The organism is Halomonas sp. HK25, from assembly GCF_047795635.1.
GTDB lineage: Bacteria > Pseudomonadota > Gammaproteobacteria > Pseudomonadales > Halomonadaceae > Halomonas.
Window position 1 is genome coordinate 1,351,423 of record NZ_CP181044.1, and the last position, 15,223, is coordinate 1,366,645.

Genomic DNA, 15,223 nt, shown 5'->3' on the forward strand with positions numbered 1-15,223 from the left:
CTACAGCGGTTTGGTCCGCTTCTGGCCGAGGCTGTGTGAAAACGTGGCTCCCGCTATACTCTACCCGTGACAGCTCGTGGAGGTACCGATGAAGCGTTTCGTATCAGGGGAGTCCCGGTCTCAAGCTACGTTGTTCCCTGAGCTTCTGGATGATTTCGTCTCAGAGGACAACCCAGTCCGAGCCATCGAGGCCTTCGTCGAGGCGCTCGACCTCGGACAACTCGGCTTCAAAGGTGTCGATCCCCATGCCACCGGCCGGCCCGCCTATCACCCCGCTGTACTCCTGAAAATCTATCTCTACGGCTATCTCAATCGTGTCCAATCCAGCCGCCGCCTGGAGCGAGAAGCGCAGCGCAATGTCGAGCTGATGTGGCTGACGGAGCGCCTCACGCCGGATTTCAAGACGATAGCGGACTTCCGAAAGGACAACGGCGAGGCCATACGCCGTGTCTGCCGAGAGTTCATCGTGCTTTGCCGGCGACTGGAGCTGTTCTCCCAAGCCATCGTTGCCATCGATGGCAGCAAGTTCAAAGCGGTCAACAACCGCAACCGTAATTTCACAGCGACCAAGATGAAGCGTCGCCTTGAGCAGATCGAAGAAAGCTTCAACCGGTACCTTGGTCAGCTTGACGCAGCCGATCGCGAGGAGCCTGCACTGGCCGAGGCCAAGACAGCGCATCTGAAGGAAAAAATCACGAAACTCCGGGAAGAAACTGCACGATTACAAGCAGTTGAGGAGGCGAGGCTGAAGTCTCCCGATCAGCAAGTATCCTTGACGGATCCGGATGCCAGAGCTATGGCCACCAGTGGCAGAGGTACTGGAAATGTGGGTTACAACGTACAGACTGCGGTCGATAGCCAGCACCATTTGATTGTGGCCCATGAGGTGACCAACGTCGGGCATGACCGGGGGCAGCTCTCTAACATGGCCAAGCAAGCGCGGGAGGCCACTGGCATCAAGGAGCTGAAGGTCGTGGCTGATAGAGGCTACTTCAAGGGCGAGGAGATTCTGGCCTGTCACAAGGAAGGGATCACTACCTATCTCCCCAAGCCGCTGACATCACCAAACCAGGCAAAGGGCTTTTTCCCAAGAGACGCATTTCGATACCTCCCTGACAGTAATGAATACTCCTGCCCCGCTGGACAGCGGCTGACATGGCGGTATGAAACGATAGATAAAGGGATGAAGCTGCATACATACTGGAGTTCGGAATGTGCAAGCTGCTCCATGAAGGAGAAATGCACGACTGGCAAACAGAGGCGTATAAGGCGCTGGGAACACGAAGATATACTCGAAGCTGCGCAGTCACGCCTCGATTGGAACCCAGAGATGATGCGCCTGAGACGACAAACGGTGGAGCATCCCTTTGGCACGCTGAAGGCGTGGATGGGGGCGACACACTTTACGACCAAACGGTTAAAAAATGTGAGCACCGAAATGAGTCTTCATGTGTTGGCGTACAACCTCAAGCGTGTCATAAAAATCTTGGGAGTCAATGGGTTGATGAGGGCGGCCAGGGCGTAACAGCCCTTTTTCGCATGTTTTTAAGCGCTATAAGGGCGAGATATGTGCTTTCTGGTGTCGTCATGATTTCCCGATCTCACAACAGCATCAGTCGGCAATCATCCAAGCAACGGCTTTTTGTTGGCTCAACAGTAAGCTGAGGGGGAAGATTTTTGAGTCAGGCCAGATTTTTCTGTTTTCACACGGCCAGGACCCAAAGCGGCCATACCGGCAAAGGCGACGAGCACGTTCATCGGGGATATGCAGCATGCACGATGATTGGTGTTATGCTGCCGAGCTATACTTAATAATTCGGGATTTCAATAGGATGGAAGGGGGTTGAGCGTGCGCATAACATTGTTGAACGCGCGTGCGCGTTCAAGTGCAATATCGAACATGCTATATAATACAACTGTTGGATCGCCACCCGTATGGAAGGCTGCCGATGAAAATGTTTGTCTTAGCTGCTGCTCTGATACTCTTCGGTGTCACTGGGATCCATCATCCCGCGAGTGCCGAGGAAGAGTGGGAGCCCGCGAGTTTTAACGCTAAAGAATTGAACTCTCTACTGGAGGCAGTGCCGGGGGAGGGATCTCTTCTGCTAGAGCTGAGGTTCACACCGTATCGTGCCCAAGGGAAATTGTACGGGTGTGGTTACGCTTTCCACGTTTTGCTGCGGGACTGGGCGTACCGGGAAAATCAGCCAGCCGTTGTTTATGGCTCGGTTGTATACTTTAAAGAAGAGGGCCGCTTGCCTGCCCTATCTCTCCGGCTAGGGATTAACGATATTCGAATTCAACAGGGAGTAGTTGAGCGGCGCGACGCAGCTGTTGAATACGCCTATCTCCGATGGAGCGAGGAGTCAACCGCCGAACTGGAGCCAATCGTTGTCGATGGTGAACGGAGTGCAAGATCGTTCACGTACCAAGATCCAGAAGCTCGCCTCATTGAAGCCCTCGTGCTCGCAGATCCTCTTACAGTGGCTTTTAATCGCAAGGCTGCTGGTACGGATTTGGAGTTTGAACTTCCGGTTATGTATGAGGATGCGTGGATGGAGAATGGAGTCTGTCTTCGCGAACTTGCAGGATTTTGACGGTTGACCCTGTGGTTGGGCTATCCAACAACGGCATCGAGCGCGATGGCTGCTTCGCAGCCGCGTCTCATGCCTAACGTTAAGCATCACAGACACTATGCCACGTTCGTCTAAACAATTCGACCTCGACACCTTCAGCGGCACGTTTCGCTCGGAGTCCGATAGAGCATGCGCGGTATTGGGCGCTGCGCTCATTGACGAACGCTTGAAGCAACTGTTTGATCGAAGACTTCATTATTCTAACGCATCACTGCTGTCTCATAGCGGTGTATTGGGATCGTTTTCTTCTCGAATCTCAATCGCACGAGCGTTGACATGGATCTCTGATGACGTTCGCTTCGATCTAGACCAGGTCCGAGATATACGTAACAAATTTGCACACAATGCTGATCACGAACTCTCCTTCACTGATCAATCGATTGGAGATAAGTGCCGAACACTGAAAGTCGCACAGACCTTAATCGATGCGCATGAAGCATTGGCGAACCTTCCACCCGCTCGCTTCAGCCCGCAAGTTATTCGCTCGATGGCATCAGTCTTTCAGTCGCCACGGCAACGTTTCGAAGTCACTGTTGAAATGCTCTCTCAGCACTTAGACGAACTGGGGTCAACTAAGCCCGAATATGTCGGGCCAAACCTAAAGGACGAGTTATGGACTTTGGGAATGAAAGAACCAACCGTTCAGATACAAATAACGGTCTCACCACAAAGCGTCGATGGGAGCAGTCCCGATAATGGCAGACCTCCAACTGAAGGCTCCCCAAATGATGCTTAACAAGCCAATCAACTACGCGCCTGCGGCGCCGGACGCGCAAAAAGCCGCGCGCCGGTTATTGGAGCGTTATATCAGAATCACCTGAAAGACCGCTCTTGGCCGATTGAAGAATCTTAGCCTATGCTGATGGGGTGATTGAGGCAAAGCGGCCATGGTGGCAAAGGCAGCGGTCACGTTCATTGGATATACGAAGCATGCACGATGATTGGTGTTATACTCCCGAGCTATACTTAATGTCTAGTGATTTCAATTGGATGAGAGGTGGTCGAGCAGGTAGCATAACACTGTTGAACGCGCGTGCGTGGTCAATTGAAATATCGAGCACGCTATATAATAAAGCTGTTATGTGTGAGAGCGCATACTAGCCAGATAGGCTGAGCATTGATTTTAATCGGAAGCAAGAATTGGTTATGATGAGCTTTTAGTGGACTAGGAACGATGCGAAAAGAGCCTAATTCGACGCCCAGGACTTACACCGCTAAACGATAAGCCGAATTCAAAGGAGATAAGATATGGCCAGCGGCGATATTGAAGCATATAGAGCAATCCCTAGGATATTTAGCTTGTATGTACGATTGTTCAGGAATCCGGCTGCTGTGGTGTTTCTTGCCTTATTTCTTATTGTCTATGGCATAGTCATTTTCGTAGTTACCTCCCGTGAAGAAGTAAGCTTTATTGAGTTAGTGAAAGCAGCCCCATTTGCGGTTTCGGCAGTTGTTTTAGGCGCATTTTCTGTCTTATTCTGGGCGTTAAACTACGTGGGTAGGGCACAGAAAATTGAGCTGAGGGTCAAGGAGGCAGAAGAGTTGTTTCGGATCCGGAAAAATCTCTTGGATGAGGTTTTCAATGAAGCTGCCGTAGAAAGCTCCTTGGAACTATCAGCGGTTAAAGCGCACCTCCTGCTGGCTGGGGGGGAAATAAGCGCAGAGCCAGAGACCCCAGGTTCAAAATTGGGCTTTGAGTACTCAGACGCCGTCAAAGCTCTCCTTCGGCGAGCATAGAATGTAAGTGTTGTGAAATATATTGAATTTCATCAGGTATTGGTCTTGGTATATGAATTTGGCGCTCATAACAAGGCGCTTCTGTCGGACAAATTTTCCGTTTCGCTCCAACGTTTCCGCAGAGCACGGCGTTATATCAGAATGACCTGAAAGACCGCTTCCGGCCGAAATCGGTCACGATGGCCCGTAATATGCCACTACCGATCACAGAGGCGGAAGCGTGCGACCAGCCTCTATGACAAGACTGTGATGAATTGCGCGAGCTAAACGAAACGCCTGCGACGAGGCTCCCCCGAGTTCGACAGATAGAAGCGTAAACCACTGATTAGCCTGGAAACGCCTTTTCAAAATTGGCACTACAAGCGTGATGCGGCAGGTGCAGGCAGGCCAATCGCTTCGAAAAGGTCGCGTTGCTCAGGCTTCAATTTGGTCAGGCCGCTCGCCGTCTCGCGACGGTGAAGCAGGACCTGGTGGAACTGAATCTTGCGGGCAATTTCCAGTGCCCGCGTCGGCGAAAGCTTGTGATCACTTGCCTTCAGCCGCAGCACGCGGTAAAGCACCAGGGCGAGGAAGCAGATGAGCGCATGGGCACGGATGCGATCCGGCAACCGGTGGTAAACCGGCGCGATCTCGATGTCACTCTTCAGCACCCGGAAGCCGCGTTCGATGTCAGCCAGCGCCCGATAGCGCTCGACGATCTGCTCAGGCTCATGATCGGCCATGTTGGTGACCAGCAGCAGCTTGCCATCCATCATCCTGGCGCGATCCAGCGCCCGTTGATCGAGCACGTAGTTGAACGTCTCGGCGGTCAGGTCGACCTTGAGAATATGGCCGTTACGCCGGGATCGGAGAGCTTTCTGCCACGATAGCGGCGTCCGGCATCCTGGTTATCCAGCTTCTCGAACCACTGGCGCGCATCGGCCTGTAGCGCCTCGATCTTCTGATCGCGTGCGGCCGTGTGGGCATTGGCGACATCCGGCCGGTGCGCCACGATCAGTCGATGACCTTGCCATGCCAGCTCGCCATAGGCTTCGTGATCGGCATCCTGGCAGTGGGTCTGATGAAACGCCTTCAGCAAGTCATCGAACTCACCATAACGGCGGCCCGGTACTGCCAGGATGAGTTCCAGGGGGCGACCCTCGACGCGCACGGCGGACAGGGCGACCATGTCGGTCGCCCCCGTCCCCCTGCGAGGGGCCGTAGTGGCGGAGATCCCCATCGTGGGAGGTAGCGCCCTCCGCCTGGATCGTGGTGAGGACGTAGAAGACGATCGGTCGCTCTTCATCGATCAGTGGCTGGCACTGCTGCGCCAGCACGTCGTTGAGGGCCTCGCTGCAGTCCGAGAGGGTGTCCAGGGTGTGCAGCAGGTGGCGGTGGCTGATCGAAGCCGTGTCCACGTCGGGCACCAGGACGTCCTCCAGCCAGCGCAGCACACCGAGCCTGGACTCGGGATCGCAGAGGCGGTTGAACACCATGACCCGCAGCAGCCGCTCGGCATCGAACGGGCGCTTGGTGCGCAGTACTCGGTGGAAGGCGTCATCCAGGCCGAGCTCTTTCCAGAGCGACGTCAGCAGCCAGGTATCGCCAACGGAGCGCGCCGGCGCGAAGTCGGTCTCGCCGGTGCCTGCTTCGAGCGTCGGCTGGCCGGAGACGCGCAGCAGGCCATTGATCAACGCGCTGGACTCCCCGGGGTGACGGCCTCCAGGCGCCCCAGGGTGGCGATCACGCGTTGCCGCGGCTGGCCGGCCTCGTCGCGGTAGGACTCGACGAGCTTCACGTAGCGGCGCGGGCCGGATTTGGTGACTTTAACGAACATGTCACCACGGTAGACCGGAAAAGCGATAACTGGCAAGGCACCCAGGAAAGCGCATGTCACTACAAACAATTCGTTCGGAATTGACTAAGTCGCTGAATTTTCAGGCCACAGCAGCCGACTTCAGGTCAGAGTCGGACTGGCAGTGTCGAACTCGGGTGTCTAGCATCGAAAGACATTCCTGATAACAAGAATCTCGCGTGCCGTGATTCCGCGAGACCGGCTTCAACTTCCTTGAAGCCGGAGACGCTGCGCACGAATGCCCATTGGTGGCATCGGGGAGGAACGTCATGTCCGAAGAACCTGTGGCCATCAGCGGCAGCTTGCCCGAAGCCCCGTCCAGCCCGTTTCTGTTCGATCCCGCCATCTTCGATCGCGAGACCCCCGAATACCTCGTGCCGAATATGGGGGTGCCATCTCCGAGCCCGCCTATTTCCAGCAGATCGTGATCCGCGATCCGCACGTTCCGGCTCCGTCGAAGGTGAGCGAGATCACCCGAGCGCTCGATCCCTTCGCCGCGACCGGCCAGGCCCAGGCATCGCAGCGTCCGGTGCAGGGGGTGCTCCTCACCTTCGAGCAGGCATGGCGCCAGGACCATCTGGCGCTCGGCCGGCTCTTGCACTCGCTCTGCCTCGCCCCCGGCGAGGTCACCAAGATCGCCGTGATGGATTTCAGCCGCCGGACGGGCGAGCGGAGTACGGAGAGCACCACCCAGACCGAGCGGGTGACGGGCTTGATCGAGGCCGGCCCGTTCGCCGAGGTCGATAGCGGCAGAACCTTCCGCGGCGGGTTCGGATGCCGCGTGCAACGGTCAGCGGTGTTACTGGAACGTGCTCAGCGCCAGCCCCTCGCGGCGGCAGAACGCCTTGACGAGGGCCGGCATGTCGCCGAGCCAGAGCGGGAAGACCAGCACCAGGTGCTGGCACCAGCCGATGGCCTCCTGTGCCGCCCTCAGCGAGGAGGGGAGGACAGCGGCTTGCCACTCCTTCTAGCTGCGCAGCAAGGGGATCTCCAGGGTCGCCAGGTCGATCAGGCGCACCTCATGGCCCTGGGCCTGGGCGCCTTCGCGGTAGTGATCGGCCAGGGCATGACACAGGTGCGCCTCGCTGGCATCGGGGTGTCCCTGCAGGATCAGGATTCGCTGGCTCATGTTAGCGGGTTCTCGCGGGAAGCGGCTTGGCGGCATGCAGAGTGGGAAGGCATGGTGTTCAGCCTAGTCGCAGAGCCGAAGGCCAGGCTTGATCGATATCAAGCACCGGCCTTGACGGACTCGGTCCGCTGCTTTCACCGCCGCCACATGCCCCAGCCGGAGCCGAGCCCGGCGGGCCACAGCGCTGCCAGCATGAGCAGGGCAGCCCCCACCACCAGCCAGCCGGCATAGTGGAGCAGGAACATCCCGGTGTCCGGGTAGTGATCGGTCATGCGGCTCAGGTCGAAGTCCGCGAGCCCCATGGTCAACATGACCAGGGCGGCGATCAACAGGCCCTGCGCGCCATCGGCGTTGCGCACGATTCCGACGCGCCCGCCCCGGGCATTCTCGAAGACATCGGTGGCCCCGTCTAGGCGGCGGTAGTAGTCGCTTCCCTCCATGGGGTGGCTGAGCGTGAAGCTATCGCGGGAGACGGGGGTCAGCCGGCCACGTCCTCGACCTCAAGGCCTGATCGAGCGCTTCTGGCGGGGTATCATGATGCAGTGCGGTATATGGTAGCCTGGGTATCGGCCATGGCTACTCGTCATCATGGAGGCTCAGTCAAATGAGGCATGAATCTCGGACGACCCCCGAACCCTGTACGCCGCTCCCCGCTGCCGATGAGCGGCCCAATCCCGGCTACTACGCCACTCATGCGCTGGATCGCGCCTTCAAGGCCAACCTGGCGAGAATGACGGCGGGGATTACCCCCGCCGGGCTTGCCAGCGTCTACTTCGAGTGGCTGACGCATCTGGCCCTGTCGCCGGGTAAGCAGGTGGAGCTCGGCGAGAAGTTTGTACGCAAGTCGACTCGCTTTGCTCAGTATGCAGCTCGCTTGGCCATGAATCCGGCGACGCCGGCCTGCATCGAGCCCATGCCCCAGGATCGACGCTTCCGCGATGATGCCTGGCAGCAGTTGCCCTACAACTTGATCCATCAGTCCTTCCTGCTGACCCAGCAGTGGTGGCATAACGCCACCACCGAGATAGAGGGAGTGTCGCCAGCCCGGGAGCGGGTCATCAACTTCGTCACGCGCCAGCTATTGGATCACGCCTCGCCTTCCAACATCCCCTGGCTCAATCCCGAGATCGCGCATACGACCCTGGCCTCCGGCGGGCGGAACCTGGTCAACGGCTGGCAGAACTTCCTCGAAGATTGCGAGCGTGCCGTCTCCGGCAAGCCCCCGGTGAGGGCGGAGGCTTACCGCCTGGGCGAGCACCTGGCGGTCACCCCCGGCAAGGTGGTGTACCGCAACCATCTGATGGAACTGATTCAGTACACGCCGACCACCCGGCAGGTCCAGGCAGAGCCCGTGTTGATCGTGCCCGCCTGGATCATGAAGTACTACGTGCTCGACCTGACGCCCGGCAAGTCGCTGGTAGAGTACCTGGTGGATCAGGGCCATACGGTGTTCATGATCTCCTGGCGCAACCCGGGCTCGGAGGATCGTGACCTGGGCATGGACGATTACCGTCGGCTGGGTCCCATGGCGGCCCTGGACGTGGTGACCGAAATCAGCGGGAGTCCGCGAGTGCACGGCGTCGGCTACTGCCTGGGGGGAACCCTGCTCTCCATTGCCGCCGCCGCCATGGCACGCGACGGCGACAAGCGGCTGGCGTCCCTCACCACGCTGGCGACCCAGGTGGACTTCACCGAGGCCGGGGAACTGACGCTTTTCATCGGCGAGAGCCAGGTAGCCTACTTGGAGAACATGATGTGGGACCAGGGCTACTTGGATGGCTACCAGATGGCCGGTGCCTTCCAGATCCTGCGCTCCAACGACCTGGTCTGGTCGCGGATGGTGCACGACTACCTGCTGGGCCAGCGCCAGCCGATGAACGCGCTGATGGCCTGGAATGCCGATATCACCCGGCTGCCCTACCGCATGCACAGCGAATACCTGCGTCAGCTGTTTCTCAACAACGACCTGGCTAGCGGTCGCTATCAGGTCGATCATCGTCCGGTGGCGATCCAGGACATACGCGCGCCGATCTTCGCGGTTGGCACCACCTCCGACCATGTGGCGCCCTGGCAGTCCGTCTACAAGGTTCACCTGCTCACGGACGCCGACGAGGTGACCTTCCTGCTCACCAGCGGCGGCCACAATGCCGGCATCGTCAGCGAGCCGAACCACCCGACACGCCGTTTCCGGCTGCGCACCCAGTACCAGGGCGAGCGCTATCTCGATCCGGATACCTGGCAGCAGACTACCTCGGAACAGTCGGGCTCCTGGTGGCCGGCCTGGCAGCAATGGCTGGTCGCGCACTCGAGCGGCCAGGTAGCCCCGCCTGCACTTGGCAGCGAGCGCTATTCGCCGTTAGGCGACGCCCCTGGGCGCTATGTGCTGATGCCCTGAAACGGAGGACTGCGCCTGGCGTCCGGTGAACTGCGGTTTCCCTGCCGGGTGTCCCGCCCTGTCGTGCCGCTGGCGAGCTGACTCTGCGTCGCCAGCGTCTACTCCCGGCACGCAATGTGGCGGCTGATCCAGCCCGCTTCGCTCTCAAGGTGAGGGCTCGCCAATCGGCGGGGTTTTCTGGTCTCTACGTGACCCTGCGCTACGTCCTCAAGGCCTGAACCGGCACGCGGCCGGCCGGCCCCGAATCCTGGACTACGCTGATCAGGGAAGCCCTAGGGGTTCCCGGGGATCTCCCCTCGGACGCCTATCGCCTGGTCACCGGCCACTACCTGCCCGGCGACCCGCGCGGCGACTAGCCACCGGCTTACCCCGGTTCCATCCCACGGAGGAGCGCCAGGATGTCCCAGGAGCGGTATCACCCCATCATCTACGTGCGCGGCTATGCCATGCGCGACAGCGAGATCGAGGCCACCATCAACACGCCCTACATGGGCTTCAACCTGGGCGCGACGCGGGTCCGCCAGGGGCCCAGCGGCCGCTTCAATACCTTCATCTTCGAATCCCCGGTGATCCGCCTGATGAAGGACCACGGCTATCGGGATGTCTACGCGGAGGGGGCGGAGCGCGAGGACCGGCTGCCCCGCCGGACGCTGCTGATCCACCGCTTCTACGAAGATGAGGCGGGGGAGGGGCAGCGCCCCTCGATCCCCGAGGCGGCCCAGGCCCTTGGCGAGCGCATCCTGTGGCTGCGCGAGCGCATTTGCGGCGACGACGCCGAGGCGCGGGCGGCCTTCAGGGTCTACCTGGTGGCTCACTCCATGGGTGGGCTGGTGTGCCGCTGCCTGCTGCAGAATCCCGAGGTGGGTAGAGCCGAGGCCCGCGACTGTGTGGACAAGGTCTTCACCTATGGCTCGCCCCATGACGGCATCGAGGTGGCCGGCATCAACGTGCCGGGCTTCGTGGACCTGTGGGACATCCGCAACTTCAACCGGCGCAGCATCGCCGACTACCTCAAGCTCACCCCGCGCAACGGCCGAGTCAACCACCTGGGCGGCCACTTCCCGCCGGAGCGCTTCTTCTGCCTGGTGGGTACCAACCACCGCGACTACGAGGCCACCCGCCACCTGGTGGGCGCCCGGAGTGACGGCCTGGTCAAGATCGACTGTGCCTGGATCGAGGATGCGCCGCGGGTGCATCTCTACCTGGCCCACAGCGGCCCCTTCGGCATGGTCAACTCCGAATCGGGTTACCAGAACCTGACGCGCTTCCTGTTCGGCGATGCCCGCATGCAGGGGCAACTGGTGGTCGAGCATCTGCCGCTGCCGCCCTCGCTGCAGCAGGCCCGCGACGAGGGCCGCGACATCGAGGGCAGCTATCACTTCGAGTGCACGGTGTCGCCGCGGCTATACCCCCCGGTGGCCCTCTCGGACCGCCGGGTGGAGCATGACTCGGCCATCTTCCGGCGCTACGACGAGATGTGCCATCCCGAACGGGCCGGCCTCGATCAAGCCCGTCACCCGGTGCTCTTCTCGGTCTACCTGGACAGCTCGAAGATCACCGTCAGCCAGGGGCGCACCATGATGCTGGTGGCCGATATCGCCGTGCGCAGCACCGAGTTCAAGGTGGCCGGACGCTGGTTCGTCAACCGGCGGGTACCCGACGAGAACCTGTTCCGCGACAAGGTGGTGATCCTCGCGACCGCCGCCGAGGAGGGCTGGCGACTGCGCTATATCTTTGGCGATGAGGACTGGGGTGAAGGGCGCGGCCGGCCGGTCAAGGAGGACGACCGGGGCCGCTATGTGCCGCTCACCAGCCGCAAGGGCTTCAAGGGCCGGCTCTACCTGCGCATCGACCCCTGGGAGTGAGGCCCCGGCAGGCGGTGGGAGGAAGGCCGGGGCCTCAATAGCGGCAGAACCGCCCTTCCTGTCCGTCTGCCTGGCCCAGCAGGGCCTGGAAGCAGGGCGACTGCTCCAGCAGCTGGGCGCTGATGCGGCGCAGCGCATCCACCTCCTCGGCGGGCAGGCGGAAGCTGGTGGGGATGCGCTGGAAGCGCTCCCGTTCGGCGTCGTCCTCCAGCCGGTCGAAGCCCACGTAGATGTAGTAGAGATCGATCTGGTGCAGCCCGTTGCCGGCCTCTCGGGAGAGCCGCTGGGCGTCCTCGCGGTCGCGCAGGGTCTCCCTGAGCAGCTCGACCGTATCGAAGGAGTAGTTGGCCAGCGGCGTCGTGGCGATAGTGCTGATCACGTGCTTGGGGCCGGGGGAGCGGGGAGAGGTATCGAAGTTCGCATCCAGGCCCCCCGACTTGGCGTCCACCACGATCACCACCAGCTTGTCCACCAGTTCCCGGTTCATCTTGTTCAGCACGCTCCATTCCACCTCCTGCAGGGTGGGCGCACGCAGGGCGTCGAGGGCGGGACGCAGGCCGATATTGTCGGAGACGCCACCGTCGAGCAGGTGCACATGGTCTCGCTCGGGCTCCTGGTAGCGCTGCCAGTGGCGGGCACGATAATAGCGACGGGGGTTGGTATCCAGTCCCTGTAGCGCGTTGGCGACCCAGGGCGGTTCCTCATAGCCGCAGCGTCCGGGATAACTGTTGAGCGTCAGGGGTGTGAAGGCGATGGGAAAGTTCGAGGAGGCCGCCACGGCACGGGATAGGGTGATGCTGTCCAGGTCGACGCACATCGGGTCCAGCTGCGACTGCACGAAGGTGAACTGGGCACCCTTGTCCATGTCGGTGGCATTGATCAGCAGGAAGGGTTTGCGACCGTTGTCCGCCAGATCGGCGAAGCTGGCCTGGTCGAAGAGCAGCTCCTGGTAGACCTCGTCGGCGAGTTCGATGCGCCCGAAGGTGGGCGAGGCCAGCCTCGCCCAGTTGTAGGGGTTGAGCAGCCGGCGCTTCAAGTCCGATTCGACGTCCCGGTAGAGGAAGTCGCTCTGGAACCGGCCTCCCTCCTCGAAGATGGCGTCACGGTGCAGCCCGTAGTAGGCCGCGGTGAAGCTGCCGCCGGATACCGACGAGATCACGTCCACCTCGTCCAGCAGGTTGCGCGACTCTCCCTCCATCTCGACCCAGCTGTCACGCAGCCTCTCCAGCACGCCGTAGGCGAGGGCGGCGGCCCGCGTGCCCCCGCCGGAGAAGCCGAGGATCACGAACATCTCCTCGCTGTTCGTTGCTCCCTCGAGGTTGGCGTAGCGGTAGCCGCTGGCGGTATCGACATGCTCGAGGGGTCGGGCTTCGGGGAAGGAGGCACAGCCGACCAGCGCCATCAGCGACATGAGCAGGCCGATCGACAGCCTGGCGACAGGGTTCATGAGCCCGACTCCTTGAGGGTGAATTCGATGATCAGCGGCGCCGAGGGCAGGGTGCCGATGAGGTGCACCTGGTAGCACTCGGGCTTGAAGTCTGGCGGCGGGGCCAGCGTCACTGTGTACCAACCGGCATCGACCTGGCAGACCGATTGGGTCCAGGCGGCGGGTTCGCCGTCGATCCAGACCTCGCGCCGATAGGGAAAGACGACCTTCAGGTATTCGGCCATGGCATGGCTCCTAAAATGGCTCCTAGAGCGTCTTGAGGTATTCGAGCAGTGCGGTCTTGTCCTCCTCGGCGAGCTGCGTGCCGAACGGCGCGCCCTCATGCCCCTGGTTGCTGTTGCCCGGCTCGGCGGTGTCATAGAGGAAGCCGTGGCGTTCGGCGGCCTCGCCGTCATGGATGAAGCCCAGGCGCTCGGGATGGTAGACGTCGTAGCCGCGGTAGAAGCGTTCGGGACGCTGCTCGGCGGGTCGGAGGAGATCTTCCAGAGTAGGGACCGAGCCGTTGTGCAGGTAGGGCGCGCGCAACCAGATGCCGGTCAACGGCTTGGCCACATAGCCGTCGGTCTTGACGAAGGCATTGAAGTCCCAGGGGTAGTCTTCGGCATAGGCGTTGTAGCGCTCGGCAGCCTCGGTGGTCCACATCTCGAGGCGATGGGGATCGGTGCCGACCTCCATCTGGGGGATCACCGTGCCGATACGCGGGCCCTCCAGGCCGTGGCAGCCGGCGCAGGTCTGCTGGAACACCGCCTCGCCCTCGGCGGCCAGGTCGGCGTCGAGGGCGTCGAGGAAGGGGTAGGGCGGGGGGCGCTTGGCGCGCAAGTACTCTTCCAGGTCGGCGAGGGCGGCCACGGGCAGTGAGTCGGGGCGAGCGCCGTCGCCGATGGCGCCACTCAGCACCACCTCGGTCAAGGCGTCGTTGAGGCCGTCCCAGTGCAGGGCGAAGCCCTGCTGCTCGTCCATCGCCCACAGCGGCATGATGTCGGAATTGCCGATGGTGTCGTCCTCGGCGGGGTCCAGGGCCAGCAGGTCGGGGTGGAACTTGACCGGGTTGAAGGGATCGATCCGCCCCGGTCCCCAGCGCGGGCGCTCCTCGGTCCAGGTGAAGCGTGCGGCCTGCTCCTGCAACCCATCCCGGGTGCGTGGAATGATCAGGAAACGGTAGAGCAAGCGGTCGAGCCAGGAGAGGTCGGTCTCCTCCTCGATGGCCGACAGCAGATTGGCGGCGGTGAAGTCCGGGTCGTTGGCGGCATCCCCCAGGAAGCCCAGGTAGGCCTGTGGGTCGAATGTCTGGTGGGGGCCGGTGGGTACAATCTGGCGTTCGCCATCCTCGGAGGTGCGGTAGCTGGCGGTGTGGCAGGCCGCGCAGTTGATGGCGATGCGCGGGAAGCCGATGGTCTTCTTGGAGAAGCCGACCGGGGTCGCCTCGCCCTCCTCCCAGAGCATTCCCAGGGCGGCGTAGCCGCCTTCCCCGGGCAGGTGCTGGGGAAACACATCCGGCAATACGCGCCAGATCCAGTAGGGGATGCCCTCTTCCTGCTCGGCGCCGATGGAGCCATAGAGGTAGTAGGCTTCGGCGTTGTCGAACCGTTGCGGCTCTTCGCGGAACAGCTGATACCAGCCCACTGCCGCGATCACACCGCCGGCCGCCAGCAGCAGGAACAGCCATGTCAGCCAGCGCCGCGAGGTCACGAAAGTGTCTTGGTGTCTGGATGCCATGACCGTCTCTCCTCGAGGGTTATGCCGTCTTTCCAGCGCGGCGAAGCAGCAGCAGCAACACGCCCTGGGTCACGCCGAAGAACAGGTCGATCAGGGCGAACAGCGGAAATTGCGGATGGAGCAAGGTGAAGAACACCACCCCGGCGAAACGTGCCAGTACGGTCAGCATGGCGATGGCTCGGTAGTGGAAGGGATCGAATGCCGCCGGCAGATAGAACAGGCTGAGCAGGATCAGCAGCCAGGCGGCGAAGGCGGGCCATACCGGTTCGGTAACGGGGTTTCCTCCCACCAGGGTGATCACCAAATTGGGGGCAAAGACCGCAGGAAGGGCGAAGAGGAGGTTGGCCACCACCCCCAGCAGTACCATGGCGCGAAATCCCGCTGCGTAGTTGCCCATCCCCCGCTGCCCCCTTGCGCGTAAAGAGCCTGATGCTCCCCCGGCCCCTTGCTGGTGGGCAGCCAAA

Annotated in this window: 16 protein-coding genes and 1 pseudogene; 7 read left to right on the forward strand and 10 right to left on the reverse strand. The window is 61.3% G+C overall.

Features of this window, described 5'->3' with window-relative positions; all coding sequences use genetic code 11:
- Nucleotides 1–88 precede the first annotated feature (88 nt).
- The 4 genes from ACM26W_RS06520 to ACM26W_RS06535 all read left to right on the forward strand — a co-directional run bounded on the left by ACM26W_RS06520 (nt 89) and on the right by ACM26W_RS06535 (nt 4,373).
- On the forward strand, nt 89–1,525 hold the full coding sequence (locus tag ACM26W_RS06520) for an IS1182 family transposase (RefSeq protein WP_416140024.1): 1,437 nt from the start codon (nt 89–91) through the stop codon (nt 1,523–1,525).
- A gap of 424 nt (nt 1,526–1,949) precedes the next feature.
- Nucleotides 1,950–2,597, forward strand: coding sequence for a hypothetical protein (locus ACM26W_RS06525; protein ID WP_416140025.1), 648 nt, complete (start codon nt 1,950–1,952; stop codon nt 2,595–2,597).
- A 97-nt stretch (nt 2,598–2,694) separates the two neighbouring features.
- Nucleotides 2,695–3,372 (forward strand): hypothetical protein, encoded by a 678-nt coding sequence (locus tag ACM26W_RS06530; protein ID WP_416140026.1) that lies wholly within the window; start codon nt 2,695–2,697, stop codon nt 3,370–3,372.
- A gap of 512 nt (nt 3,373–3,884) precedes the next feature.
- Nucleotides 3,885–4,373 carry a hypothetical protein gene (locus ACM26W_RS06535; protein WP_416140027.1) on the forward strand — a complete coding sequence of 163 codons (489 nt, stop codon included), beginning with the start codon at nt 3,885–3,887 and terminating at the stop codon, nt 4,371–4,373.
- Nucleotides 4,374–4,729: 356 nt separating this feature from the next.
- On the opposite strand, the gene ACM26W_RS06540 is transcribed toward ACM26W_RS06535, so the two are convergent.
- The 4 genes from ACM26W_RS06540 to ACM26W_RS06555 are packed head-to-tail and all read right to left on the reverse strand — an operon-like array spanning nt 4,730 to nt 6,189.
- On the reverse strand, nt 4,730–5,161 hold the full coding sequence (locus ACM26W_RS06540; RefSeq protein WP_416140028.1) for an IS1634 family transposase: 432 nt from the start codon (nt 5,159–5,161) through the stop codon (nt 4,730–4,732).
- A 20-nt stretch (nt 5,162–5,181) separates the two neighbouring features.
- Nucleotides 5,182–5,541, reverse strand: a complete 360-nt coding sequence (locus ACM26W_RS06545; RefSeq protein ID WP_416140029.1) for a hypothetical protein — start codon at nt 5,539–5,541, stop codon at nt 5,182–5,184.
- A complete protein-coding gene (locus ACM26W_RS06550) occupies nt 5,462–6,046 on the reverse strand; it encodes a hypothetical protein (RefSeq protein ID WP_416140030.1) in 585 nt (194 codons plus the stop codon). The genes ACM26W_RS06545 and ACM26W_RS06550 overlap by 80 nt, the downstream gene beginning before the upstream one ends.
- The gene (locus ACM26W_RS06555; protein WP_416140031.1) at nt 6,043–6,189 is read right to left on the reverse strand and encodes a hypothetical protein; all 147 of its coding nucleotides are present in this window, start codon (nt 6,187–6,189) and stop codon (nt 6,043–6,045) included. The genes ACM26W_RS06550 and ACM26W_RS06555 overlap by 4 nt, the downstream gene beginning before the upstream one ends.
- Before the next feature lie 287 nt (nt 6,190–6,476).
- Here ACM26W_RS06555 and ACM26W_RS06560 point away from each other — a divergent pair, with 287 nt between their 5' ends.
- Nucleotides 6,477–6,635 (forward strand): hypothetical protein, encoded by a 159-nt coding sequence (locus tag ACM26W_RS06560; RefSeq protein ID WP_416140032.1) that lies wholly within the window; start codon nt 6,477–6,479, stop codon nt 6,633–6,635.
- A gap of 371 nt (nt 6,636–7,006) precedes the next feature.
- Here the strand turns inward: ACM26W_RS06560 and ACM26W_RS06565 are convergent.
- Nucleotides 7,007–7,372, reverse strand: a pseudogene (locus tag ACM26W_RS06565) (NAD(P)H-dependent oxidoreductase).
- Between the two features lie 98 nt (nt 7,373–7,470).
- Nucleotides 7,471–7,776 (reverse strand): hypothetical protein, encoded by a 306-nt coding sequence (locus ACM26W_RS06570; RefSeq protein WP_416140033.1) that lies wholly within the window; start codon nt 7,774–7,776, stop codon nt 7,471–7,473.
- A 164-nt stretch (nt 7,777–7,940) separates the two neighbouring features.
- On the opposite strand from ACM26W_RS06570, the gene ACM26W_RS06575 reads away from it, so the two are divergent.
- Nucleotides 7,941–9,731 (forward strand): PHA/PHB synthase family protein, encoded by a 1,791-nt coding sequence (locus ACM26W_RS06575; RefSeq protein WP_416140034.1) that lies wholly within the window; start codon nt 7,941–7,943, stop codon nt 9,729–9,731.
- Nucleotides 9,732–10,129: 398 nt separating this feature from the next.
- A complete protein-coding gene (locus tag ACM26W_RS06580; protein WP_416140035.1) occupies nt 10,130–11,596 on the forward strand; it encodes an esterase/lipase family protein in 1,467 nt (488 codons plus the stop codon).
- A 34-nt stretch (nt 11,597–11,630) separates the two neighbouring features.
- Here ACM26W_RS06580 and ACM26W_RS06585 read toward each other — a convergent pair whose 3' ends face one another.
- The 4 genes from ACM26W_RS06585 to ACM26W_RS06600 are packed head-to-tail and all read right to left on the reverse strand — an operon-like array spanning nt 11,631 to nt 15,156.
- Nucleotides 11,631–13,043, reverse strand: a complete 1,413-nt coding sequence (locus ACM26W_RS06585) for a patatin-like phospholipase family protein (protein WP_416140036.1) — start codon at nt 13,041–13,043, stop codon at nt 11,631–11,633.
- On the reverse strand, nt 13,040–13,267 hold the full coding sequence (locus ACM26W_RS06590; protein ID WP_416140037.1) for a hypothetical protein: 228 nt from the start codon (nt 13,265–13,267) through the stop codon (nt 13,040–13,042). Before ACM26W_RS06590 ends, ACM26W_RS06585 begins: the two co-directional genes overlap by 4 nt.
- 22 nt (nt 13,268–13,289) lie before the next feature.
- Nucleotides 13,290–14,759 (reverse strand): hypothetical protein, encoded by a 1,470-nt coding sequence (locus ACM26W_RS06595; protein WP_416140038.1) that lies wholly within the window; start codon nt 14,757–14,759, stop codon nt 13,290–13,292.
- 19 nt (nt 14,760–14,778) lie between these two features.
- Nucleotides 14,779–15,156, reverse strand: coding sequence for a hypothetical protein (locus tag ACM26W_RS06600; protein ID WP_416140039.1), 378 nt, complete (start codon nt 15,154–15,156; stop codon nt 14,779–14,781).
- Nucleotides 15,157–15,223: the final 67 nt, after the last annotated feature.